Source organism: Streptomyces sp. NPDC055966, from assembly GCF_042269865.1.
Taxonomy (GTDB): domain Bacteria; phylum Actinomycetota; class Actinomycetes; order Streptomycetales; family Streptomycetaceae; genus Streptomyces.
Genome location: NZ_JBHJYK010000016.1, coordinates 137,399 through 160,227 on the forward strand (window position 1 = coordinate 137,399; position 22,829 = coordinate 160,227).

General features: G+C 73.5%; 25 protein-coding genes, 1 tRNA gene and 1 riboswitch. Of the genes, 15 read left to right on the plus strand and 11 right to left on the minus strand.

Annotated elements, in window-relative coordinates; translation table 11 throughout:
- Window positions 1-27 precede the first annotated feature (27 nt).
- A complete protein-coding gene (locus tag ACFC8N_RS30745) occupies window positions 28-813 on the minus strand; it encodes an SDR family oxidoreductase (protein WP_376291460.1) in 786 nt (261 codons plus the stop codon).
- A gap of 15 nt (window positions 814-828) precedes the next feature.
- Window positions 829-1,995: a phytanoyl-CoA dioxygenase family protein gene (locus ACFC8N_RS30750; protein ID WP_376291463.1), complete on the minus strand. Its 1,167-nt coding sequence runs from the start codon at window positions 1,993-1,995 to the stop codon at window positions 829-831.
- Window positions 1,996-2,145: 150 nt separating this feature from the next.
- Here ACFC8N_RS30750 and ACFC8N_RS30755 point away from each other — a divergent pair, with 150 nt between their 5' ends.
- Complete coding sequence (locus ACFC8N_RS30755) at window positions 2,146-3,189, plus strand: LacI family DNA-binding transcriptional regulator (RefSeq protein WP_376291465.1); 1,044 nt, start codon at window positions 2,146-2,148, stop codon at window positions 3,187-3,189.
- Window positions 3,186-3,812 carry a poly-gamma-glutamate hydrolase family protein gene (locus tag ACFC8N_RS30760; protein WP_356028499.1) on the plus strand — a complete coding sequence of 209 codons (627 nt, stop codon included), beginning with the start codon at window positions 3,186-3,188 and terminating at the stop codon, window positions 3,810-3,812. The genes ACFC8N_RS30755 and ACFC8N_RS30760 overlap by 4 nt, the downstream gene beginning before the upstream one ends.
- Here ACFC8N_RS30760 and ACFC8N_RS30765 read toward each other — a convergent pair.
- Entirely contained in the window at window positions 3,802-4,146 is a 345-nt protein-coding gene (locus tag ACFC8N_RS30765; protein WP_376291467.1) for a cupin domain-containing protein, read from the minus strand. The two genes, ACFC8N_RS30760 and ACFC8N_RS30765, sit on opposite strands and share 11 nt — an antisense overlap.
- A 130-nt stretch (window positions 4,147-4,276) precedes the next feature.
- Between ACFC8N_RS30765 and ACFC8N_RS30770 the strand changes: the two genes are divergently transcribed.
- On the plus strand, window positions 4,277-4,807 hold the full coding sequence (locus tag ACFC8N_RS30770; RefSeq protein WP_356028504.1) for a hypothetical protein: 531 nt from the start codon (window positions 4,277-4,279) through the stop codon (window positions 4,805-4,807).
- Between the two features lie 18 nt (window positions 4,808-4,825).
- Here the strand turns inward: ACFC8N_RS30770 and ACFC8N_RS30775 are convergent, their stop codons facing one another.
- Entirely contained in the window at window positions 4,826-5,404 is a 579-nt protein-coding gene (locus ACFC8N_RS30775) for a TetR/AcrR family transcriptional regulator (protein WP_376291469.1), read from the minus strand.
- A 161-nt stretch (window positions 5,405-5,565) separates the two neighbouring features.
- Between ACFC8N_RS30775 and ACFC8N_RS30780 the strand changes: the two genes are divergently transcribed.
- A complete protein-coding gene (locus ACFC8N_RS30780) occupies window positions 5,566-6,993 on the plus strand; it encodes an MFS transporter (RefSeq protein WP_356028509.1) in 1,428 nt (475 codons plus the stop codon).
- A 44-nt stretch (window positions 6,994-7,037) separates the two neighbouring features.
- Window positions 7,038-7,111: transfer RNA gene (locus ACFC8N_RS30785), tRNA-Pro, on the plus strand.
- A 79-nt stretch (window positions 7,112-7,190) separates the two neighbouring features.
- Here the strand turns inward: ACFC8N_RS30785 and ACFC8N_RS30790 are convergent.
- From ACFC8N_RS30790 to ACFC8N_RS30820, 7 genes are all read right to left on the minus strand, one after another.
- Window positions 7,191-8,576, minus strand: a complete 1,386-nt coding sequence (locus ACFC8N_RS30790) for an amino acid permease (RefSeq protein WP_362821798.1) — start codon at window positions 8,574-8,576, stop codon at window positions 7,191-7,193.
- A 172-nt stretch (window positions 8,577-8,748) separates the two neighbouring features.
- Window positions 8,749-9,465, minus strand: a complete 717-nt coding sequence (locus ACFC8N_RS30795) for a GntR family transcriptional regulator (RefSeq protein ID WP_376291473.1) — start codon at window positions 9,463-9,465, stop codon at window positions 8,749-8,751.
- A 13-nt stretch (window positions 9,466-9,478) separates the two neighbouring features.
- Entirely contained in the window at window positions 9,479-10,480 is a 1,002-nt protein-coding gene (locus ACFC8N_RS30800; protein ID WP_376291475.1) for a proline racemase family protein, read from the minus strand.
- Between the two features lie 30 nt (window positions 10,481-10,510).
- Window positions 10,511-11,407 (minus strand): dihydrodipicolinate synthase family protein, encoded by an 897-nt coding sequence (locus tag ACFC8N_RS30805; RefSeq protein WP_356028517.1) that lies wholly within the window; start codon window positions 11,405-11,407, stop codon window positions 10,511-10,513.
- Between the two features lie 32 nt (window positions 11,408-11,439).
- Window positions 11,440-12,846, minus strand: coding sequence for an FAD-dependent oxidoreductase (locus tag ACFC8N_RS30810; RefSeq protein ID WP_376291477.1), 1,407 nt, complete (start codon window positions 12,844-12,846; stop codon window positions 11,440-11,442).
- A complete protein-coding gene (locus ACFC8N_RS30815; protein ID WP_376291479.1) occupies window positions 12,839-13,141 on the minus strand; it encodes a (2Fe-2S)-binding protein in 303 nt (100 codons plus the stop codon). The genes ACFC8N_RS30810 and ACFC8N_RS30815 overlap by 8 nt, the downstream gene beginning before the upstream one ends.
- Window positions 13,138-14,298, minus strand: a complete 1,161-nt coding sequence (locus ACFC8N_RS30820) for an NAD(P)/FAD-dependent oxidoreductase (RefSeq protein WP_376291480.1) — start codon at window positions 14,296-14,298, stop codon at window positions 13,138-13,140. Before ACFC8N_RS30820 ends, ACFC8N_RS30815 begins: the two co-directional genes overlap by 4 nt.
- A 156-nt stretch (window positions 14,299-14,454) precedes the next feature.
- Here ACFC8N_RS30820 and ACFC8N_RS30825 point away from each other — a divergent pair, with 156 nt between their 5' ends.
- From ACFC8N_RS30825 to ACFC8N_RS30870, 10 genes are all read left to right on the plus strand, one after another.
- The gene (locus ACFC8N_RS30825) at window positions 14,455-14,577 is read left to right on the plus strand and encodes a putative leader peptide (RefSeq protein WP_356028525.1); all 123 of its coding nucleotides are present in this window, start codon (window positions 14,455-14,457) and stop codon (window positions 14,575-14,577) included.
- A gap of 77 nt (window positions 14,578-14,654) precedes the next feature.
- Entirely contained in the window at window positions 14,655-15,539 is an 885-nt protein-coding gene (locus tag ACFC8N_RS30830) for a glutathione S-transferase C-terminal domain-containing protein (protein ID WP_376291482.1), read from the plus strand.
- 87 nt (window positions 15,540-15,626) lie between these two features.
- A riboswitch (SAM riboswitch) is annotated at window positions 15,627-15,739 on the plus strand.
- 33 nt (window positions 15,740-15,772) lie between these two features.
- A complete protein-coding gene (locus ACFC8N_RS30835) occupies window positions 15,773-15,922 on the plus strand; it encodes a hypothetical protein (protein ID WP_362821806.1) in 150 nt (49 codons plus the stop codon).
- A 181-nt stretch (window positions 15,923-16,103) separates the two neighbouring features.
- Window positions 16,104-17,084, plus strand: coding sequence for an amino acid ABC transporter permease (locus ACFC8N_RS30840; protein WP_376291485.1), 981 nt, complete (start codon window positions 16,104-16,106; stop codon window positions 17,082-17,084).
- On the plus strand, window positions 17,081-17,878 hold the full coding sequence (locus ACFC8N_RS30845; RefSeq protein ID WP_376291488.1) for an amino acid ABC transporter ATP-binding protein: 798 nt from the start codon (window positions 17,081-17,083) through the stop codon (window positions 17,876-17,878). The genes ACFC8N_RS30840 and ACFC8N_RS30845 overlap by 4 nt, the downstream gene beginning before the upstream one ends.
- 47 nt (window positions 17,879-17,925) lie before the next feature.
- On the plus strand, window positions 17,926-18,945 hold the full coding sequence (locus ACFC8N_RS30850; protein WP_362821809.1) for a transporter substrate-binding domain-containing protein: 1,020 nt from the start codon (window positions 17,926-17,928) through the stop codon (window positions 18,943-18,945).
- Window positions 18,946-18,947: 2 nt separating this feature from the next.
- A complete protein-coding gene (locus ACFC8N_RS30855; RefSeq protein WP_376291490.1) occupies window positions 18,948-19,769 on the plus strand; it encodes a GNAT family N-acetyltransferase in 822 nt (273 codons plus the stop codon).
- 44 nt (window positions 19,770-19,813) lie between these two features.
- Window positions 19,814-19,924, plus strand: a complete 111-nt coding sequence (locus ACFC8N_RS30860; protein WP_356028542.1) for a putative leader peptide — start codon at window positions 19,814-19,816, stop codon at window positions 19,922-19,924.
- Window positions 19,925-20,049: 125 nt separating this feature from the next.
- Entirely contained in the window at window positions 20,050-21,282 is a 1,233-nt protein-coding gene (locus tag ACFC8N_RS30865) for an LLM class flavin-dependent oxidoreductase (RefSeq protein ID WP_376291493.1), read from the plus strand.
- Window positions 21,283-21,310: 28 nt separating this feature from the next.
- Window positions 21,311-22,684 (plus strand): NtaA/DmoA family FMN-dependent monooxygenase, encoded by a 1,374-nt coding sequence (locus ACFC8N_RS30870; RefSeq protein ID WP_376291496.1) that lies wholly within the window; start codon window positions 21,311-21,313, stop codon window positions 22,682-22,684.
- Window positions 22,685-22,829: the final 145 nt, after the last annotated feature.

Below are 22,829 nucleotides of genomic sequence, written 5' to 3' on the forward strand. Positions count from 1 at the left end.
GGATCGCGAGGGTGGGTGCGGAGAGTTCTAGTCGAGGCCGCCGAGCACGTTCTGGTCCCAGTCGATCACCGAGCCCGTGACCACGCCCGAGCGGTCGGACAGCAGGAAGACGACGAAGTCGGCGATTTCGTCCGGCTGGCCGAGCTTGCCCATCGGCAGCCTCGCCGCCGCCTGTTCGCGCCAGTCGTCGCCCGCGCCGTGGAAGGCGCGCTGGGTGGCGTCCTCGCCCTCCGTCGCCGTCCAGCCGATGTTCAGGCCGTTGATCCGGATCCGGTCGAAGCGGTGGGCGTGCGCCGCGTTCCGGGTCAGACCCACGAGGCCCGCCTTGGCGGCGACGTACGGCGCGAGGAACGGCTGACCGCCGTGTGCCGAGGAGGTGATGATGTTGACGATCGTGCCGGGCGCCTTGCGGGCCACCATGTCGGCGACCGACGCCTGCATCGCGAAGAACGGCGCCTTGAGGTTGATCGCGATGTGCTGGTCGAACAGCTCCGGCGTGGTGTCCAGCAGCGTGCCCCGGGAGGTGAGGCCCGCCGAGTTCACCAGGCAGTCGACGCGGCCGTACGCGTCCACCACCGCGGCGACCGCCGCCTTCGCCTGCCCGGCGTCCGCGAGGTCGGCCCGGACGAACATCGCCGTGCCGCCGTCCGCCGCCAGCTCGCTCACCAGCGTCTCGCCCGGCCCGGTCCGCCGGCCCGTGACCGCCACGGCGGCGCCCGCACGCACGGCGGCCCGCGCGATGGCGGCCCCCACGCCCTGGCTGCCGCCGTTGACGAGCACCACCTTGCCGTCGAGAAGTGCGTCATGTCCCATGCTCTGCCTGCCCTTTCAGCTCTCGCGCCGCTCGGCGCCCGACCGCAGCCCGGCCCGCAGCCGCTCCGGCTCCCAGCCCTCGCGCACCGCGCGCCGCACCAGGTCCGCCTGCGAGGGCGGGGCCAGACCGGCCACCGGCGGGTCGCTGTCGAGGTTGGTCGGGAACGGATACCCCTCGGCGCTCGCCGCGATCACATGCTCCAGCCACGCCTCGCCGGCCCCCTCGGCCGCGCGCCGCAGCAGCACCGGGAACACCGCGTTCGCCACCGCCTCCCGGTCCACCGTCTCCATCGCCCGGCCGAACGCGGACGAGATCTGGAGCAGATTGGCGGTGCGCCGTACGCCGGCCGTGCGGTTGCCGCCGGCGGCGTGGAACAGCGCGGGGTTGAAGAACACCGCGTCGCCCTTGGCGAGCGGCAGCTGCACGTGGTGCTCCGCGAAGTACGCCTGGAACTCCGGCAGCCGCCAGGCCAGATAGCCCGGCTCGAACAGCTGGGAGTACGGCAGATACAGCGTCGGACCCGACTCCACCGGCATGTCGCAGTGGGCGACCGCGCCCTGGAGGGTGAGCACGGGGGAGAGCCGGTGCACGTGCGCGGGATAGGCGGCCGCGGTCGCGTTGCTCAGGAAGCCGAGGTGGTAGTCGCGGTGCACGCTCTGCCCGGCGCCGCCCGGGTTGACCACGTTGACCTGCGAGGTCACCTGGTAGCCGGGGCCCAGCCAGGCGGTGGACACCAGGGCCAGGACGTCGTTGGCGTAGTAGTCGGCGAACGCCTCCGGGTCGTACAGGGCCGCCTTCTCCAGCGCGTTCCACACCCGGTCGTTGGCGCCCGGCCGCGCGAAGTGGTCGCCCGCGGCGGCCCCGGAGGCGCGCTGGTCGGCGACGAGCGCCTCGAAGACGGCGGTGAGCCGGTCCACGACCGCCGCGTCCGCGAACGCGCCCCGCACGACGACGATGCCGGGACCGTCGGCGAGGACCCGCACCAACTCGGCGCGCAGCGCGCCCCGGTCACCGGCCGAGCGCAGCCGGTCGGCGTCGTACAGCGGGACGCCGTCCCGCACGGACGTGGCGTGCGGGTGGTCGGCGAGGCGGGTCGTGCGGTCGGTCAGGGCACGGAAGGTGCCGAGGTCGCAGTCCTGCTCGGTCAGCCAGGCGCGGCCCGGTGCGGAGGCGAGGGACATGGGTGTCCTCATTTCGGGGATCAGGACGTGCGGCAGGCCGGAGCTCTGGGCGTTCGGCCGCGCGAGCGGCCCGGTCCTGTCATTCTTGTCATGACAAACCCCTCGAACAACCAGCAGCCAGCCATCAAAAACCCCTCAAGGAGCCGGAGCGTGGGCCATCCGTTCCCGATCCGGGAGATCGCACGTCAGGCGGGCCTCAGCGAGGCCACCGTGGACCGTGTGCTGAACGGCAGGGGAGGGGTGCGCGAGAGCACCGCGCAGGAGGTGCACCGGGCCATCGCCGACCTCGACCGGCAGCGCACCCAGGTCCGGCTGGTCGGCCGTACGTTCATGGTCGACATCGTGGTGCAGGCGCCCGAGCGGTTCTCGACCGCCGTCCGCGCCGCCCTGGAGGCCGAGCTGCCCTCGCTGCACCCCGCGGTGCTGCGCTCCCGCTTCCACTTCCGCGAGACCGGCCCGGCCGCCGAGCAGGTCAAGACGCTGGACCGGATCGCCCGGCGCGGCTCGCAGGGCGTGATCCTCAAGGCGCCGGACGTCCCCGAGGTCACCGCCGCCGTGGGCCGGCTCACGGCGGCCGGCATCCCCGTCGTCACCCTGGTCACCGACCTACCCGCGAGCGGCCGGCTCGGCTGTGTCGGCAGCGACAACCGCGCTGCCGGCGCCACCGCCGCCTATCTGATGGGCCAGTGGCTCGGCGACCGCCCGGGCAACGTCCTCACCAGCCTCAGCAGCGGATTCTTCCGCAACGAGGAGGAGCGGGAGATGGGGTTCCGCAGCCTCATGCGGGCCCGGTACCCCGAGCGGACCCTGGTGGAGACGGCCGAGGGCCAGGGCCTGGACGCCACCCAGTACGACCTCGTCCGCGCCGCGCTGACACGTGACCCCGAGATCCGCGCCGTGTACTCGATCGGCGGCGGCAACGACGCCACGCTGCGCGCCTTCGCCGACCTCGGCCGGGAGTGCGCGGTGTTCATAGCCCACGACCTGGACCACGAGAACATCCGCCTGCTGCGCGAGCACCGGCTGTCCGCCGTGCTCCACCACGATCTGCGCCAGGACCTGCGCGAGGCCTGCCACCTGGTCATGCGGGCACACGGCGCGCTGCCCCCGGCCGCACCGCCGCCGCCGTCCGCGATCCAGGTCGTCACGCCGTACAACATGCCGGCACAGCCGGGGGAACGAGGAGAACGGTGACGCGCACCGCACGCGTGGAGCGGGTGACGATCGAGGGGGTCGCGCTGCTCGCGACCCTCGTCCCCGGCGACGGCGTCGGGCTGCTGGCGCTGCACGGCAGCAACGAGGGCGGCACCGCCGAACTCGCCGGGATCCTGGCCCGGCGCTGCGGTGCCACCAGCCTCGTCTTCACCCAGCCGGGAAACCCGCGGCCGGTGCACATCACGTCGCCGCGGATGGCTGCCGAACACTGCGCGCTGCTGCGGGAGTTCCTGGCACGGGTCTCCCTCACGGTGTCCCTGCACGGTCACATGCGCGCGGCGCACACGGTCTTCCTCGGCGGCCGCAACCGGGCGGCGGCCCGCGTCGTGGCCGAGGCGCTGGCCGCCCGCGCCCCGCACTTCCCGGCGGTCACCGACCTCACGGCGATCCCGTCCGACCTGCGCGGCGTCCACCCCAGGAACCCGGTCAACCTGACCCGACTCGGCGGAGTCCAGGTCGAGTTGCCCCTGCTGGCCCGCACGAGCGGCGACACGAACCGTCCGCCGGACGCGGTGGTGGAGGCGCTGGCGGCGGGAGTCGAGGCGCTGGGCCACGGGGGCACGGGGGACCGCGCCGACACGTCGGCCGAGTTCACAGACTGATCGCGTACGCCTTGCGCAGCGTCTCGTGCACGATCCACCGCGTACGGTCCCCCTCCCGCAGCACCGCCATGTCCCCCGGCCCCACGCGCAGCGTCGCCCCGCCCTCCACCTCGATCGTCGCCGAGCCGCTGATCACCACGAACACCTCGTCCGCCTCCGTGTCCGTGACCACGCCCGGCGTGATCTGCCAGATCCCGCGGATCTGCCTGCCGTCCGGCGACTGCCAGACCACCTTCCCGGTGACCTCCGGGTTCCCGGAGACGATCTGCTCCGGATCGAGGGGCTCGGGTTCGAGGCCGGCGTCCGGGATGTGGAGCGCGAAGCTGTGCGTCATGAGGCGACCCTAGCCAGGGCGCCGGGCGGGCCGGGGGCGACAGGGTGTGGGGCATCGGGGCCGGTCACGGGACACTTCGTCGGGGCGCCACCGCTGGCGGCCGTACCGGGCCCAAGGGACCGTGGGAAGCATGGCTGACTCCACGGCGGCCGCCGCCGAGCCCGGCGGGCCGCAGCCGGACCGGCAGCACGGCACGCGCGAGGCGGTCCTCTTCGGCGGGGTCTACGGCGCCGTCCTCGCCAGCTCGATGGTCGCCGCGCTCTCCCAGTACGGCCGCACGACCCAGGCCGGCCGCCGCTACGACGCCGTCTGGCTGCTGGTGACCGCCCTGGCCTCCGCCCTGGCCCACGGCTACGCCCACTACATCGCCGAGCGTGCCCCGCACCGCCGCTGGGACGTCCTGCGCACCCTGCGCGACGAGTGGCCGCTGGTCACGGCCGTCCTGCCGACGGTCTTCATCCTCGCGGGCGCGGGCTGGGGCTGGTGGCCCCCGAAGGGGCTGGAGTATCCGGCCTTCCTCCTCAACATCGTGATCCTCTTCTCCCTCGGCCTGATCACCGCCCGCTGGTCGGCCCGCCGCTGGCCCACCGCGATCCTGATGGGGCTGGGGGACGCGCTGCTCGGAGTGATCGTGGTGGTGGCGAACGCGGTGATCAAGTAGGGCGCCCGCGGCGGGGGCTCAGCGGCCGGTGCGCACGCCGTCCAGGGCGATCGCGAGGACCCGGTCGCGCTGGGCGTCGTCGTCGAACACCGTCGCCGTGATCCCGGCGACCATCCGCAGCAGGTCGGTGAAGTTCATGTCCGGCCGGGCCACGCCCGCCTGCTGTGCGCGCTCCAGCAACGGGCCTCCGGCGGCGTACATCGAGTCGCGGCAGGACTGGAAGATCTCCGACTCGTCGTTGAGGGCCTCGCGCACCGCGCGCTTGGTGACCATGTACCCGGCGAACCGGTCCAGCCAGGCGGTCAGCGCCTCCCACGGCTCCCGGTCCGCGACCTCCAGGGCCGCCGTGCACAGGGCGTCGACCTCGTCGGCGTAGACGCTCTCGAACAGATCGCGGCGGGTGGGGAAGTTGCGGTACAGCGTGCCGATGCCGACGCCCGCGCGGCGCGCGATGTCCTCCAGGGAGGCGTCCGAGCCGTGCTCGGCGAACGCCTCGCGGGCGGCCGCGAGCAGGGCGTCGTAGTTGCGGGCGGCGTCCTTGCGGTGCGGCCGGCGGGCCGCCACGAATGCGCCGACGGGGAACGGCGTGGCCGTCACGGCTGCCTCCTGGGGTACGTGGACGATCCAGCGATCTGGAGGGTCACCTCCGCATCTTGAAACGGAGGCATGCCTCCGTTAGAGTGGAGGCGCACCTCCACTTTAGCAATCGCTCGTGCACTCCACACTTCCCTGTCCCGGTTTTCCGGAGAGGCTCCTTCATGCCCCGCACGTCCACCCGCCTCACCTTCGCGGTCCTCGCGACCGGTGCGGGCGTGTTCTCCATGCTCCAGTCCCTGATCGCGCCGGCCCTGCCGACCGTCCAGCACGCCCTGCACACCTCCCAGTCGACCGCGACCTGGGTGATGACGGCCTATCTGCTGTCCGCCTCGGTCTTCACCCCGATCCTCGGCCGCATCGGCGACCTCGTCGGCAAGAAGCGCACGCTCGTCGCCGTCCTGCTGACCGTCCTCGCCGGCTGCCTCGTGGCCGCGCTCGCGCCGGACATCGGCGTGCTCATCGTCGCCCGGGTCGTCCAGGGCGTCGGCGGCGCCCTCTTCCCGCTGTCCTTCGGCATCATCCGGGACGAGTTCACCGCGGCCGAGGTCAGCGGCAGCATCAGCAACCTCTCCGCGGTGATCGCCGCCGGCGGCGGGGTCGGCATGGTGGCCGCCGGCCCGATCGTCTCCGCGCTCGACTACCGCTGGCTCTTCTGGATCCCCGTGGCGATCGTCGCCGCCACCGTCCTGATCGCCGTGCGCTATGTCCCCGAATCCCCCAGGCGGGCCCGGGGGACGGTGAGTTGGGCCGGTGCCGCGCTGCTCTCCGCTTGGCTGGTGGCCCTGCTGCTGCCGCTGAGCCAGGCCGGGCAGTGGGGCTGGGGCTCGCCGAAGGTGCTCGGCCTGTTCGCCGCCGCCGTCGTGCTGTTCGCCGCGTGGCTGACCGCCGAGGCCCGCTCCCGCAGCCCGCTGATCGACCTGCGCGTGATGCGGCTGCCGGCGGTGTGGACGACCAACACGGCCGCCCTGCTCTTCGGCGCCGGCATGTACGCGATCTGGTCCTTCCTGCCCGGCTTCGTCCAGACCCCGGCCGCGGCCGGATACGGCTTCGGCGCCAGCGTCACCGCCTCCGGGCTGCTCATGCTGCCGATGCTGCTCGCGATGTTCCTCTCCGGCGTCCTCTCCGGCCGTCTGGAGCCCCGCGTCGGCGCCAAGGCGCTGCTCACCACGGGTGCCGCGCTCGGCGCGCTGGCCTGCGGTGTCCTCACCCTCTGGCATGACGCCCAGTGGCAGATAGCCGTGGTCGCGGGCCTCTTCGGCCTGGGCATCGGCCTCGCCTTCGCCTCCATGGCCAACCTGGTCGTCGGCAGCGTCCCGCCCGAGCAGACCGGCGCCGCGACCGGCATGAACGCCAACATCCGCACCATCGGGGGCTCCATCGGCGCCGCGCTCACCAGCGTCCTGGTGACCGGCCGCCTCCAGCCCTCCGGCCTGCCCTACGCCTCCGGCTACACCCACGGCTGGACCCTGCTCGCCCTCCTCTGCCTGGCCGCGGCCGGCGCCGCCCTCCTGGTCCCGGCCCGCCGCCCCGGCCGTACCCCGGCACCCGCCGCGACGGGGGTGACACGGGCACCGGCACGGGTGCGGTAAGGTTGACCTGCGTGATCACGCGGGACACCCCGCGTGGATCGCAACGGGACGTGGCGCAGCTTGGTAGCGCACTTGACTGGGGGTCAAGGGGTCGCAGGTTCAAATCCTGTCGTCCCGACGTTGCGAAACGCGGGAAGGCGCCGTACCGGATCTCTCCGGTACGGCGCCTTTTGCCTGCCCCGATCGGCCTCCGCGTCCTACGACGCGTTCCGCCGGCGGCGGGCCGCGAGGATCGCGTAGCCGAGGACGCCGGCGAACAGGAACAGCGTGCCCTGGTAGACCGCCGCGTATCCGGCGCCCGCCATCAGCCACAGGGAGAAGCCGGCGGCGACCGTGGTGATCACCGCGTCCCGCACCAGCCGGGCGCGGTTCACCGACTCGCCCTTGCCGGAGATCAGGTGGAAGAGCTGCGCGGCCGTCGCCAGCAGGTAGGGCACGGTCGCCGTGAAGGTGGTGACCAGGACCAGGACCTCGAAGACCCTGGTCGAGCCCGACAGGTAGTTGTACGCCGTGAGCAGCGAGGCGAGGACGGCCGTGACGGCGACGCCGAAGGTCGGCACGCCCCGGCGGCGCCGGGCGAAGGCGGCCGGGAACAGGCCGTCCTTGGCGGCGGCGTACGGGGTCTGGGCGCTGAGCAGCGTCCAGCCGTTGAGGCAGCCGGTCATCGAGATCACCGCCGCCACCGCCACCGCCGTACCGCCCCAGCCGCCGCCGAACATCGCGTTCACGGCGTCCGAGAACGGCGCGGTGGAGTGCACCAGCCGGTCGTGCGGGACCGTGCCGAAGACGGACAGGGTGCCCAGCAGGTACACCACGGCGGCGCCCGTGGTGCCGATGACGGTGGCGCGGCCCACGTTGCGGCGGGCGTCCCTGACCTCGCCCGCGCTGACGGCGGCGGACTCCACGCCCAGGTAGGAGAAGAGCAGCAGGGCGGCGGAGGCGGACACCGCGCCGACCGGACCGTGACCGCTGGAGTTGAACGGCCCCATGCGGGACGGGTCGAAGAAGAACAGCCCGCCGACCGCGACGAGCAGCAGCGGCACGAACTTCAGCACCGTGGAGACGAGTTGGACGGCGCCCACGTACCGGGTGCCGGCGAAGTTGGCGACGGCCGGCAGCCAGAGCAGGACGAGGGCGGCCAGGCACGCGGACCAGTGGCTGCCGCCCACCGGGAGCACCACGTTCAGATAGCCGACGGCGGCCACGGCGAGCGCGGCGTTCGACACCCAGCCGGTGATCCAGTACGACCAGGCGGTCAGGAAGCCCGCGAAGTCACCGAAGGCCTCGCGGGCGTAGACGTACGGCCCGCCGGTACGCGGGTCGCGGGCGGCGAGGCGGCCGAAGACCAGGGCCAGGGCGATGGCGGCGACGGTCAGCACGCCGAAGGCGATCAGGCTGACCGTGCCGTAGGGGGCGATGGAGGCGGGGAGCGTGAAGATCCCGCCGCCGATGATGTTGCCCATGACCAGCGCGGTGGCGACCGGGAGGCCGAAGCTCCGGGCGTGCTTGCTGGTGCCGGAGGGGTCCGTGGTGTCCGCGGTGTCCGTGGTGTCGGCGTGTGTGGTGTCGACGGCCGTGGCCATGTGGGTGGTCTGCCTCTCATCGAACAGATGTCCCGGGATCGCCGGAACGGGAGTATGGTCCGGGAAGCTCCCACCCACCGCAAAATTGGCGGTCGTTCTGGTGTCCGGCCGGGTCGATGACGTAAAAAGTGCAGATCAAGAGCATCAGGGCCGTGAAATATGCGGTAGCGCCCTAGTCGCTGTCTTCGCCCGCCGCCCACAGGCTGCGGACATGTCCCAGGTGCCGGGTCATGATCTCGTGGACGGACCGTTCGTCGCGCTCCAGGAGGGCGTCGAGGAGTTCGAGGTGTTCCTGGGCGGAGGCGAGGAGCCGGCCCGCCCGCACGAGGGCGGTCAGACCGTAGAGGCGGGAGCGGCCGCGCAGGTCGGCGACCACCTCGACCAGGTGGGCGTTTCCGGCGAGGGCGAGCAGGCCGAGGTGGAAGCGCGTGTCGGCCTCCACGTAGGCGATCAGATCGCCGGCCGCCGCAGCCGTGACGATCTCCCGGGCCGCCGGCCGCAGCGCCTCCAGGGAGACCCGGTCGGCCGTGCGGGCCAGGGCGGCCACGGTGGGGATCTCGATCAGCGCGCGGACGTGCGTGTACTCGTCCAGCTGCCGGTCGGAGACGGCGGTGACCCGGAAGCCCTTGTTGGGCACGGTGTCGACCAGGCCCTCCTTGGCGAGGTCCAGCATCGCCTCCCGTACCGGCGTCGCCGAGACACCGAAGCGGGCGGCGAGCGAGGGCGCGGAGTAGACCTCGCCCGGCCGCAGCTCACCCGCGATCAGCGCGGCGCGCAGCGCGTCGGCGACCCGCTCGCGGTAACTGCTGCGCCGGCCCCCGAGCCGGGGGAGCGCCGGCAGCCCCGGGTCCGGGTCCGGCTTGTGCTGTTCCTGTGCCATGTCACGCATCACCGGCGGGAGTCTAGAGGACGAAGCCTTCCGGGAACGGGTCGGCGGGGTCGAGCAGATACTGCGCGGTGCCGGTGATCCACGCGCGGCCGGTGAAGCTCGGCAGCACGGCCGGGACTCCGGCCACCTCCGTCTCGCCGAGCAGGCGTCCTGTGAACCGGGTGCCGATGAAGGACTCGTTCACGAACTCGGTGTGCAACGGCAGTTCGCCGCGCGCGTGCAGCTGCGCCATGCGCGCGCACGTACCCGTGCCGCACGGTGAGCGGTCGAACCAGCCCGGGTGGACGACCATCGCGTGCCGCGAGAGCCGCGCGGTGGCGCCGGGCGCGTAGAGGTGCACGTGGTGGCAGCCGCGGATCGACGGATCCTCGGGATGCACCGGCTGCGCCTCGGAGTCGATCGCCTCCATCAGCGCGAGACCGGCCGCGAGGATGTCGTCCTTGCGGGCGCGGTCGAAAGGGATGCCGAAGGCGTCGAGGGGGAGGATCGCGTAGAAGTTGCCGCCGTAGGCGAGGTCGTAGGTCACCGTACGGCCGTCCGGGAGGGTGATCTCGCGGTCCAGGGCGACGGCGAACGAGGGCACGTTCCTCAGGGTCACGTGCCGCGCGGCGCCGTTCTCGACCGCCACCTCGGCCACCACCAGCCCCGCCGGGGTGTCCAGCCGGATGGTGGTCACCGGCTCCACGACCTCCACCACGCCGGTCTCGACCAGCACGGTCGCCACCCCGATCGTGCCGTGCCCGCACATCGGCAGATATCCCGAGACCTCGATGTAGAGAACCCCCCAGTCGCAGTCGGGACGGCTCGGCGGCTGGAGGACCGCGCCGCTCATCGCGGAGTGGCCGCGCGGCTCGTTCATCAGCAACTGCTTGATCCCGTCGCGGTGTTCACGGAAGTACAGCCGCCGTTCGTTCATCGTCGCGCCGGGCACGGTGCCGATCCCGCCGGTGATCACGCGGGTCGGCATGCCCTCGGTGTGCGAGTCGACGGCGTGCAGGACGAGCTTGCTGCGCATGGTCCGACTACCTCCTGCGTGTGTGGGTGCTTACGCGAGGCCCGCGGCGGCGGCCTTCTCGGTGGCCGCGCGGACCGCGGCCGCCTGCTCCGGCAGGAGCGGGACGCGCGGCGGGCGCACCGGGCCGCCGTACCGGCCGACGACGTCCATGGACAGCTTGATCGCCTGCACGAACTCCGTCCGCGAGTCCCAGCGCAGCAGGGGATGCAGCTGCCGGTACAGGGGGAGCGCGGTGGTGAGGTCGCCGGCCGCGGCCGCGCGGTACAGCTGCGCCGAGGCGCGCGGCAGCGCGTTGGGGTAGCCCGCCACCCACCCCTTGGCACCGGCCACCGCCAGCTCCAGCAGGACGTCGTCGGCACCGATCAACAGGTCGAGTTCCGGGGCGAGTTCCGCGAGGCGGTAGGCGCGGCGGACATCGCCCGAGAACTCCTTGACGGCGTGGATGTGGCCCTCGCCGTGCAGCCGGGCGAGGAGTTCGGGCACCAGGTCGACCTTCGTGTCGATCGGGTTGTTGTACGCCACCACCGGCAGGCCGGAGCGGGCCACCTCCGCGTAGTGGGCGAGCACCGAGCGCTCGTCGGCCCGGTAGGCGTTGGGCGGCAGCAGCATCACCGACGCGCAGCCCGCCTCGCCCGCCTGCTCGGCCCAGCGCCGCGCCTCGGCGGAGCCGTACGCCGCGACGCCCGGCATCACCCGCTCCCCGCCGATCGCCGCCACCGCCGTCTCCACCACCCGGGCCCGCTCCTCGGGGGTGAGCACCTGGTACTCGCCGAGCGAGCCGTTGGGCACGACGCCGTCGCAGCCGCTGTCGACCAGCCAGGAGCAGTGCTCGGCGTAGCGGTCGTGGTCGACGGAGAGGTCGGCGCGCAGCGGAAGCGCGGTGGCGACGAGGACGCCGCGCCAGGGGCGGTTCTCCGGGTGGGTCATGAGCGGTCCCCAATCCATAAGTATGTGACATATCACTGTGGTGCGGGTGAATCGTCGTCCGGCAGGCCCGCCAGCACGCCGAGCGGGACGGGACGTGCGAACGGGCGGCGTCCCGGCGTGAGCGGGCAGCCGGTCAGGCCGGCCACCGCGGGCGCGCACATCCGGCCCTGGCACCAGCCCATGCCGGCCCGGGTGAGCAGCTTCGCGGAGCGCAGGTCGGTGGCCCCGAGCGTCCTTGCGGCCGCACGGACCTCGCCGGCGGTGACCTCCTCGCACCGGCACACCACCGTGTCGTCCGGGATCCGCTCCGCCCAGCCCGCGGGCGGCGCGTACACCGTGTCGAGCGCCGCGAAGAAGGCCCGGTGCCGGGTCCTGGCCCGGTCGGCGGCGGCCCAGGCGTGCGGGTCGGGGGCGGTGCCCCGCAAGCGGGCGGCCGCCGAGCGGCCGGCGATGTGGCCCTCGGCGAGGGCGAGGGCCGCGCCGCCGATGCCGGTGGCCTCGCCGGCGGCCCACACCCCGGGCACGTCGGTGCGCTGCTCCGCGTCCACCCGCACGGCCGTTCCGGCGAGCGCGCAGCCGAGGGTCTCGGCGAGGTCGGTGTGCGGCAGCATGCCGTGGCCGACGGCGAGGGTGTCGCAGGGGATGCGGCGCACGGTGCCGGGCCGGATCCGGCCGGTGCGGTCGAGCGCGGCGACGGTGACCGCCGTCAGCCGTTCCGTGCCGTGCGCCTCCACCACCGTGTGCCGGGCCAGGGCGCGCACCCGGTACCGCGCCAACAGCCCCGCGTACCAGGCGCCTTCGGCGAGCTTGCCGGGCTGCGAGGCGAGGTCCGGAGCGCGGCGCAGCAGGGCTTCGGGGCCGGCGGACTCCACCAGCGCGGCCACCCGCGCCCCCGCCGCGGCGAGCCCCGTGGCCACCGGCAGCAGCAGCGGTCCGGTGCCCGCGACCACGACCGTACGGCCCGGCAGCACCAGGCCGCCCTTGAGCATGGCCTGCGCGCCGCCGGCTGTGACGACTCCGGGCAGTGTCCAGCCCGGGAAGGGCAGCACACGCTCGTAACCGCCGGTCGCGAGCAGGACGGCGTCGGCGCGCACGGTGACGCCTTCCTCCTGCTCCGGTCCGAGCAGGGCGTGCACCGCGAAGGAGTCCGACTCCCGCCGCACACACCACACATGATGGTCCGTCAGATGTGTGAGGCGCCCGGCCTCGGTGTGCCGGGCCAGGCCGTCCGCGAGTCGCCGCCAGGTGCGCCACTGGTGGTGCAGGGCCTGTGGGCGGCGGGCGTTCAGGGCGGGGGCGGGCTGCCGGTAGAACTGGCCGCCCGCCCGGGCGGCCGCGTCGACCAGGGTGACGTGCACGCCCCGGGAAGCCGCCGCCAGCGCCCCGGCGAGGCCCGCCGGACCCGCGCCGACGACGGCGAGACGAACGCGCTCACTCATCGCCCCGCCCCGTCCCCTCCTGGGTGCGGATCACGTCGCCCGGGTGCGCCGGGACCAGGCAAGCGCGTTGGTTCGCACGGCCGTTGACGGTCACCAGGCAGTCGAAGCACACCCCGATCCCGCAGAACACCCCGCGCGGCCGGCCCGCACCGCGCGTGCTGCGCCAGGCCGTCACGCCCGCCGCCCACAGTGCCGCCGCGACGGTCTGCCCGGGCAGCGCCGCGACGGGGCGCCCGTCCAGGGTGACGGTGAAGTGCTCGCCCGGCCGGGCCCGGGCCAACTCCAGGGGATTCACGGCGTGTCGCCTCCGTCCGAGTCGAACCGCTCCGGGCGGAACGGGGTGAGGTCCAGCTCCGGTGTCGCGCCGGTGAGCGCCTGGGCGATCAGCCGGCCGGTGCCGGTGGCGAGTCCGATGCCGGCGCCCTCGTGCCCGCAGGCGTGGAAGAGCCCGGGCGCCCGGGGGTCGGGGCCGATCGCCGGGAGGTGGTCGGGCAGATACGGCCGGAAGCCGGCGTACGTGCGCAGCGCGCGGACCCGGTGCAGGAACGGGAACAGGCCGATCGCCCCGGCCGCGAGCGCCCGTACGGCGGACAGGGACAGCGAGCGGTCGAAGCCGACCCGCTCCCGGCTCGCGCCGATCAGCACGGGTCCGGCGGCCGTGCCCTCCACGACCGGCGAGGTGCGCAGGGCGGCCGAGTCGCTCGCCACGTCCGCCACATAGTCCGCCGCGTACACCTTGTGCCGGACCATGCGCGGCAGCGGCTCGGTGACGAGGACGAAGCCGCGCCGGGGGAGGACCGGCAGCCGGACACCCGCGAGTGCCGCGAGGTCGCCGCCCCAGGTGCCGGCCGCGTTCACCACCGCCGGTGCGGACAGCTCGCCCCGGTCGGTGCGGACGCCGCGGACCGTGCCGTCCGCCCCGCGGATCACCCCGGTCACGGTCCAGCCCGTGTGCAGCGAGGCGCCGGAGGCGCGCAGCAGATGCGCCGCGGCCAGGGCGGGCATGACCTGGGCGTCCTGCGGATAGTGCACCCCGCCCGCCATGCCCGCGGCCAAGTGGGGCTCCAGGTGGGGCAGTTCGGCCGCGCTCACCGGCTCGGCGACGACGCCGGCGGCGCGCTGTCCGGCCGCGAAGTCCGTCAGCGCGGCCAGGGCGGCGGGCGCCCGGGCGACCACCAGGCCGCCCTTGGGCTCGTACTCGGCCGCCGCACCCGGCCCGTCGGCCAGGCGCTCCCACAACCGGGCCGACAGCAGGGCGAGTTCGAGCTCCGGGCCCGGTTCCTTGTCCGAGACGAGGAGGTTGCCCTCGCCCGCCCCGGTGGTGCCGCCGGCCACCGGTCCCCGGTCCACCACCCGTACGTCGAGGCCGGCCCGCGCGGCGTACAGGGCACAGGCCGCGCCGACCATGCCGGCTCCGACGACCACGACATCGCAGGTCAATCGCTTTGCCACGGGCAGTACTATGTCACATGGCGCACCGTCTGAGGAGACCTCGGACACGCCCGGCCGCAGCATCGCGCGCCGACCGGCTCGTGGACCCCCTCTTGACGTCGCACGGAGCCGGATCGACACTTCAGGACGGGAATCCTAGTGAATTGGTAGGGAATGATGGCGCGCCTCGAAACGGTCGCCGGCCGCGCAGGCCGTACGCCGCTCCGCGCCCCCCTGCTCACCTCCCGCCGCCACATCGATCTGCTGCGTGTGTGCAGCGCGATCAGCCCGCTCCGCTGAACCGGGCTCCCGCGCGCCCACCGGCCGACGCCGTCCGCCGGCGCGCCCCACCGCACACCCATCACCCGGGGAGACGCATGTCCAGCACTCCGCTCGCCGCCGTCCCGTCCGTCCACCGCGCCGCTCCCGTCTTCCGGGGGCGGATCGGCCGGGATGCCCGCAGCGGCCATTACGCCGTGGCCCACCGCTACCGGCTCCACCTGTCCACCGCCTGTCCCGACGGACTGCGCCTCGCCGTCGGACACGACGTCCTCGGCCTGGGCGACAGGTGTCCCGTCACCCTCCTGTCCGCCGTTCCGGACCGTCCCGGCGGCGGTCACGCCGCGCTGCGCCCGCTGTACGAGGCCAGCGCCCACCACTACACCGGGCCGGCCCTTGCCCCCGTGCTCAGCGACGACTGGTCCGGCCGCATCGTCAGCACCCGGGCCCGCGAGATCCTGCGCGACCTCGACCGCTTCCCGCACGCGGGGCACGCCTCGCTGTACCCGTGCGGCCAGGAGTCCGTGATCGAGGCCGTCGAGGGGATGTGCGACGACATCGAGGAGGCCGCGCAGCGGGCCGGACAGGCGGGCGGCGACCCGGACGGGCGCGCCGCCGCCCTCGACGTGCTCCTCGACACGCTGGGCCGGCTGGAGAACCGGCTGGCGGGGGAGGAGTACCTGGTCGACGACCGGCTCACCGCCGCCGACGTCGAACTGTGGGTGACCCTGGTCCAGCTCGACACCGTCCACCGCTGCCACCTCGACGCCTCCGCCGTGCACCGCATCGCCGGCCACCGCGCCCTGTGGGCCTGGGCCCGTCGGCTGGCCGCGCGTCCCGCCTTCGGCCGGCACCTCGACCTCGACGGCATCTCCCGCCGTCACCACGGCCGTTGCCAGGGGCTGGAGGCCGCCGGGGCAGCCGTCCAGATCCTGGACTGGGCGGCTCACGCCGCCGACGCCGAGGATGCTTCCCGCAGGTGAGAGCGGTGCATGAGGGACGTCGAACGTCCACTTGGCGGACGGCCGTTGACATACCGGCGGCCGGCTGCCTTAACTGACGGCCAGAACGGTCATGAGCGTCAGCGCCAAGCCCTGGCTCGCTGACCGGCAACCCTCGCAGCGCGGTGGGGTGCCCCAGGTGACGACCGGACCGGAACGACGCATTTCGGTAAGCGCGAGGGCCCCGCGGGGCCGGAACAGTGACAGGTGACGCCATGGACGCAAGCCCCCGGACGGCCCTGAGCCGCCCCCAGGGCCGCGTCCCGTCGTACGCCGGCCTCCTCGTCGCCGACCGCGCCGTCGATCTGCTCCGGGTCAACAGCGCGCTGTGTACCGTGCCGGGCACCGCCCGCCGCCGCGGCTGAACTCCCTTTCCAGCCACTCGCGTTCCCGACGCACACCGCCCGCGGTGTGCCGTTGTCCGCCCCGCCCCAGCCCCCGGTGTCCCGTGCGCCGCCGTGGGCCGCCTCGCGCCGTAGCGCCGTCGCGGCCCACGCCCGTGCGGCGTGCGACGACCGGGGCGCCGACCCAAGCCGGAGCCCCGCCATGAGTGAACCCCCAGGCGCCGCCGTCTCCCTGGCCGAGGCGCCACCCGCCGACGCACCGTCAAAATCCCTCACTGCACAGCGAGTTCTGCCACTGCACCGGCCCGGACGGTGGATCGCCACGGCCGTCGTCCTGGTCCTCGTCGCCCAGATCGGGCACGGACTGGCCACGAACCCCTTCTTCCAGTGGGACCGCTTCCGCTACTGGTTCCTGCGCCCCACCGTCCTCGACGGGCTCGGCGTCACCCTCGAAGTCACGGCCCTGAGCGCGGTGTCCGGCCTCGTCGGCGGCGTCGTGCTGGCACTCGGCCGGCTCTCCGGCAGCCCCGTGCTGCGCGCGGTCAGCTGGACGTACACCTGGCTCTTCCGCTCGGTGCCGCTCATCGTGGTGCTGATCTTCCTGTACAACTTCAGTGCCCTGTACAAGACCCTGAGCCTCGGCGTGCCGTTCGGTCCTGCCTTCGTCACCTTCGACGAGTCGAAGCTGGCCACCGACATGGCGATCGCGGTCGTCGGCCTCAGCCTCAACGAGGCGGCCTACGCGGCCGAGGTGGTCCGCGGCGGCATCCTCTCCGTCGACCAGGGACAGCACGAGGCGGCCGCCGCGCTCGGTCTGCCCAGGGGCTACCGGTTCCGCCGGATCGTCCTCCCGCAGGCCCTGCGGTCCATCACCCCGAACTACGTCAACCAGCTGATCGGGCTCGTCAAGAGCACGTCCCTGGTGTTCTACGTGTCCCTGCTCGACCTGTTCGGCTCGGTGCAGACGATGGGCAGCACCTACCCCGGCGACGTCGTACCGCTCCTGCTCGTCGCCACCGTCTGGTACCTGATCCTGACCAGCGCCGTGTCCGTCGTCCAGTTCTACGTCGAGCGGTACGTCGCCCGGGGCGCCACGCGCACCCTGCCGCCGACTCCCTGGCAGAGGGCCCGCGCGGCCGTCACCGGGTTCCGGGCCCGACTGCGCCGGGAGGCCGCCGTATGACCACCACCGCGACCACCCTCCACACCACCGCCCCCGTCTCCGTCGACGTCCACGGCGTCCACAAGTGGTACGGCGCCCACCGTGTCCTCGACGGCATCGACCTGACCATCCGCCCCGGCGAGGTCACGGTGATCATCGGACCGTCCGGCTCCGGCAAGTCGACGCTGCTCCGCGTCGTCAACCACCTGGAGAAGCCCGAGATCGGCCATGTCAGCGTCGGCGGCGAGCCGATCGGCGTCCGGCGGGGCAGCGGCGGCCGGCTGAAGGAGCTGAGCGAGCGCGCCATCCTGGCCCAGCGCAGCCGGATCGGCTTCGTCTTCCAGAACTTCCACCTCTTCCCGCACCTGACCGCCCTCGACAACGTCGCCGCCGCCCCCGCCGCCACCGGCCGGCTGACCAGGCCGGCGGCCCGGGACCTGGCCCGCGAACTGCTCACCCGGGTCGGCCTCGGCGACCGGACCGGCCACTATCCGCGGCAGCTGTCCGGCGGCCAGCAGCAGCGTGTCGCGATCGCCCGTGCCCTCGCCCTGCGGCCCGGCGTCATCCTCTTCGACGAGCCGACCTCGGCCCTCGACCCCGAACTCGTCGGCGAGGTACTGGCCGTCATCAAGGACCTCGCCGCCGGCGGCACCACCCTCGTCATCGTCACCCACGAGATCGGCTTCGCCCGCGAGGTCGCCGACCGGATCGTCTTCCTCGACGAGGGCCGCATCGTCGAACAGGGACCGCCGAGCCAGGTGCTGGACCGGCCCCGGCACGAACGGACCCGCGAGTTCCTCGCCAAGGTCCTGTGAAACCACCCCAGTTGATCCCCAGCACCCACCGAACGACAAGGACAGCCATGACCGGCCACCTCTTCCGACGCAGCCTGATCCGAGGCATCACCGCGGCGACCGCCGTCGCCACCCTCGCCACCGGGCTCGCCGCCTGCGGGGGCGACAGCGAGGCCGCCACCACGACCGACGCGGCGGGCACGGTCACCGTGGGCCGGCTGTCCAACGGCGCCGCGAAGCAGACCACGCTGAAGGTCTCCGAGGTGGCGTCGATCAGCGCCGAACTGCCCGCCTCCGTCCGCAGGAGCGGCACGCTCGCCATCGGCGTCGGCGCGCTGCCCGCGGGGTCCGCGCCGCTCGACTACGTGGGCAGCGACCAGAAGACCCTCACCGGCTCCGAGCCCGACCTCGGCCGGCTGGTGGCCGCGGTGCTCGGCCTGAAGCCCGAGGTCAAGAGCTTCACCTGGGAGAACCTCTTCGTCGGTGTCGACAGCGGCAAGGTCGACGTCGCCTTCTCCAACGTCACCGACACCGAGGAGCGCAAGAAGAAGTACGAGTTCGCCACCTACCGCAAGGACAACCTGGCGTTCGAGACGCTGAAGAAGAGCACCTGGACGTTCGACGGGAACTACGAGAACCTCGCGGGCCGGACGGTGTCCGTGGGCTCCGGCACCAACCAGGAGAAGATCCTGCTGGAGTGGAAGGCCCGGCTGGCCAAGCAGGGCAAGCAGCTCACCGTCAAGTACTTCCCGGACCAGAACGCCGTCAACCTGGCGCTGAGCAGCGGCAGGATCGACGCCTACTTCGGACCCAACCCGGGGGTCGCCTACCGCGTCCGGCAGACCGCGAACACCCCGCAGGCCACCCGCAACGCGGGCACCTTCTCCGGTGCCGGAGAGTCGCTGCAGGGGCTGATCGCGGCCACCGCCAAGAAGGGCAGCGGGCTCGCCAAACCGCTCGCCGACGCCGTCAACTACCTGATCCGGCACGGGCAGTACGCCAAGTGGCTGGCCGCCTACAACCTCTCCAACGAGGCGGTCCCCACGTCCGAGATCAACCCGCCCGGCCTGCCGCTGAGCAATTCCTGACCATGCGTCACTCGACACTTGTCCCTCGCCGGCCGAAAGGGAACGTCGCCCCCGTGCTCCAGCAGACCGATCTCGGCGGCCTCGACAACGCCGTCTGGGCCGCCCTGACCGGCCCGCACACCCGCCTCGCCGAGCGCGTGGGCCGCGCCGCCCGCTACCGCGACGGCATCTACGCCTTCGCCGCGCTCGCCGACCCGGCGGACCCGGCCGCCTGGCACGACCTGCGCACCCTGGTCGGGCCGGGAACAACCGTACGGATCAAACCCGTCGACCGGGTGCCCGACGGCTGGCAGCTCCAAGGGGCCGGGGTGGGCGTGCAGTTGGTCGACACCGCGCTGCGCGCCGAACCCGCGCCGGAGGCCGTACGGCTCGGGCCCGGCGACGTCCCCGAGATCCTCGACCTCGTCGCCCGCACCCGGCCCGGTCCGTATCTGCGGCGGACCGTCGAGATGGGCACCTACCTCGGGATCCGGCACGACGGGCGGCTGATCGCGATGGCGGGGGAGCGAAGCGAGATGGGGGTCCCCCCGGCCGGAGGCTGGGGGAGGCTGCGGCTGCCCGGCTGGACCGAGATCAGCGCCGTGTGCACCGACCCCGCACACCGCGGCCGGGGGCTCGCCACCCGGCTGGTACGCGCGGTCGCGTGGGGCATCCGGGAGCGCGGGGACACCCCGTTCCTGCACGCCGCCGCCGACAACACCCCCGCGATCCGGCTCTACGAGTCCCTCGGGTTCACCCTGCGCCGCCGCTCACGGATCGTGCGCGTCCGCAGCGCGGGAACAGCGGGTACAGCGGGAACAAGCGAAGCCGGCGGCGCGTTGTGAGTGTCGAGGAGAATCGCCGGGCAGCACGTACGGAGGTGACGGCCGTGACACGCGTACACCCGCCGCGCGCCCCGCACGCGTACCGGTCCGTCCGTCTCCACTCCCGGCCGCACATAGATCTCCAGCGCGTGTCCGCCGCACTCTGTCGTCACTGACCTTCTCCCGGGGCCGTTCCGGGCCCGGGTTCTCCGCTGCCGCACCGGCCCTCGCCGACGCCTGGCCCCGCGAGCCGGTGTTCGCCGTGCCCCACCCTCGTACGGACGTCAAGGAAGGCACCGACGTGTCCCCAACTACCGCATCTCCCCTCCACCTTGCCGTCGCGCTGGACGGCACCGGCTGGCACCCGGCCTCCTGGCGCGAGCCGGTCGCCCGCCCCCGGGACCTGTTCACCGCCGGCTACTGGGCCGGCCTGGTCGCCGAGGCCGAGCGCGGCCTGCTCGACTTCGTGACCATCGAGGACGGCCTCGGCCCGCAGTCCTCGCACCTGTTTGATCCCGACGACCGCACCGACCAGGTCCGCGGCCGGCTCGACGCGGTGCTCATCGCCTCCCGGGTCGCCCCGCTCACCCGGCACATAGGCCTGGTCCCGACCGTCGTGGCCACGCACACCGAGCCGTTCCACATCTCCAAGGCGATCGCCACCCTCGACTACGTCAGCACCGGCCGCGCCGGTCTGCGCGTGCAGGTCAGCGGCCGGCCGAACGAGGCCGCCCACTTCGGGCGCCGCACCGTCGGCCGGATCGAGGCCTACGACAGCCCGGCCGCGCGGGAGATCGTCTCCGAGCTGTTCGCCGAGGCCGCCGACCACGTGGAGGTGGTGCGCCGGCTCTGGGACAGCTGGGAGGACGACGCCGAGATCCGGGACGTGGCGACCGGCCGCTTCGTCGACCGGGACAAGCTGCACTACATCGACTTCGAGGGCCGGCACTTCAGCGTCAAGGGCCCCTCGATCACCCCCCGCCCGCCGCAGGGCCAGCCCCTGGTCACCGCGCTGGCTCACGGGACGGTGCCGTACCGGCTCGTGGCCCGGCAGGCCGACGTCGGCTACGTCACCCCGCACGACGCGGACGAGGCCCGCGCCATTGTCGCCGAGATCCGCGCCGAACAGGAGGCGGCTGGCCGGGCCGGGGACACCCTGCACGTCTTCGGCGACCTGGTCGTCCTCCTGGACGACAGCCGGGCCGAGGCACAGGCCCGGCGGGAGCGGCTGGACGGGCTCGCGGGTGCGCCGTACACGAGTGACGCCCCGGTCTTCACCGGGACCGCAGAACAACTCGCCGACGTGTTGGAGGAGTTGGCGGCCGCCGGGCTGACCGGGTTCCGGCTGCGGCCCGCCGTCGCCGGGCACGACCTGCCCCGCGTCAGCCGTGACCTGGTGCCCGAGCTCCAGCGCCGGGGCCGGTTCCGCAGCGCCTACGAGGCCGGCACCCTGCGCGGCCTGCTGGGCCTCGCCCGCCCCGCCAACCGCTATGCCGCGACCGCCGTGTCCGCCACGGCCGCCGTGTCCGCCTGAGCAGCCGGAGAGGACGACCGACACCGCCATGAGCAAGCCCCTGAAGCAGATCCACCTGGCCGCGCACTTCCCCGGCGTCAACAACACCACCGTGTGGAGCGACCCGGCCGCCGGCAGCCACATCGAGTTCAGCTCCTTCGCGCACTTCGCGCGGACCGCCGAACGCGCCAAGTTCGACTTCCTGTTCCTCGCCGAGGGACTCAGGCTGCGCGAACAGGGCGGCGAGATCTACGACCTGGACGTCGTCGGCCGCCCGGACACCTTCACCGTGCTGGCCGCGCTGGCCGCCGTCACCGACCGGCTCGGGCTGACCGGCACGATCAACTCCACGTTCAACGAGCCCTACGAGGTGGCCCGTCAGTTCGCGAGTCTCGACCACCTCTCCGGCGGCCGCGCCGCCTGGAACGTGGTCACCTCGTGGGACGCCTTCACCGGCGAGAACTTCCGCCGCGGCGGCTTCCTGCCGAAGGACGAGCGCTACTCCCGCGCCAAGGAGTTCCTCACCACGGCGCACGAGCTCTTCGACTCCTGGCACGGCGACGAGATCCTCGCCGACCAGGCCACCGGCACCTTCCTCACGGACGCCCGGGCCGGCTCCTTCGTCCACCGGGGGCAGCACTTCGACATCCACGGCCGGTTCAACGTGCCCCGCTCCCCGCAGGGCCGCCCGGTGATCTTCCAGGCGGGCGACTCCGACGAGGGCCGCGAGTTCGCCGCCGCCGACGCGGACGCCATCTTCAGCCGCTACTCCACGCTGAAGGAGGGCCAGGCCTTCTACACGGACGTCAAGTCCCGCCTCGCGAAGTACGGCCGCCGCCCCGCCGACCTGCTCATCCTGCCCGCCGCGACCTTCGTGCTCGGCGACACCGACGCGGAGGCCGCCGAACTCGCCCACGAGGTACGCCGGTTGCAGGTCAGCGGCGCGACGGCCCTCAAGCACCTGGAGTTCGTCTGGAACCGCGACCTGTCGGCGTACGACCCGGAGGGCCCGCTGCCCGACGTCGACCCGCTGGTGGGGGAGGAGCACATCTCGCGGGGCCGCGCCCAGGTGCGGATGTACCGGGACCCGGTCGCCGTCGCCCGTGAGTGGCGCCGGCTCGCCGAGGCCAACAAGTGGTCCATCCGCGACCTGGTCATCAACACCGGCAACCGGCAGACCTTCGTGGGCTCCCCGGCCACCGTCGCGCGGACCATCAACGAGTTCGTGCAGGCGGACGCCTCCGACGGCTTCATCCTCGTCCCGCACATCACGCCCGGCGGCCTCGACCCGTTCGCCGACCAGGTCGTCCCGCTCCTCCAGGAACAGGGCGTGTTCCGCGCCGACTACGAGGGCACGACCCTGCGCGACCACCTGGGCCTCACCCACCCGGACGCGGCCCTGGGCGAACGGGCCGCCTCATGACGCACGCCGAGTGAAGCACGCCGTGCGGCGGAGAAACGGCGCGGCCGCGGCCCGGCCCCCCCCCCGGGGGGGGGGCCGCCGGCCCCCCCCCCGGCCCCGCCAGTGGGGCTGGGGGGGCCCCGGCCCGAACCCCCGAGGGGGAGAA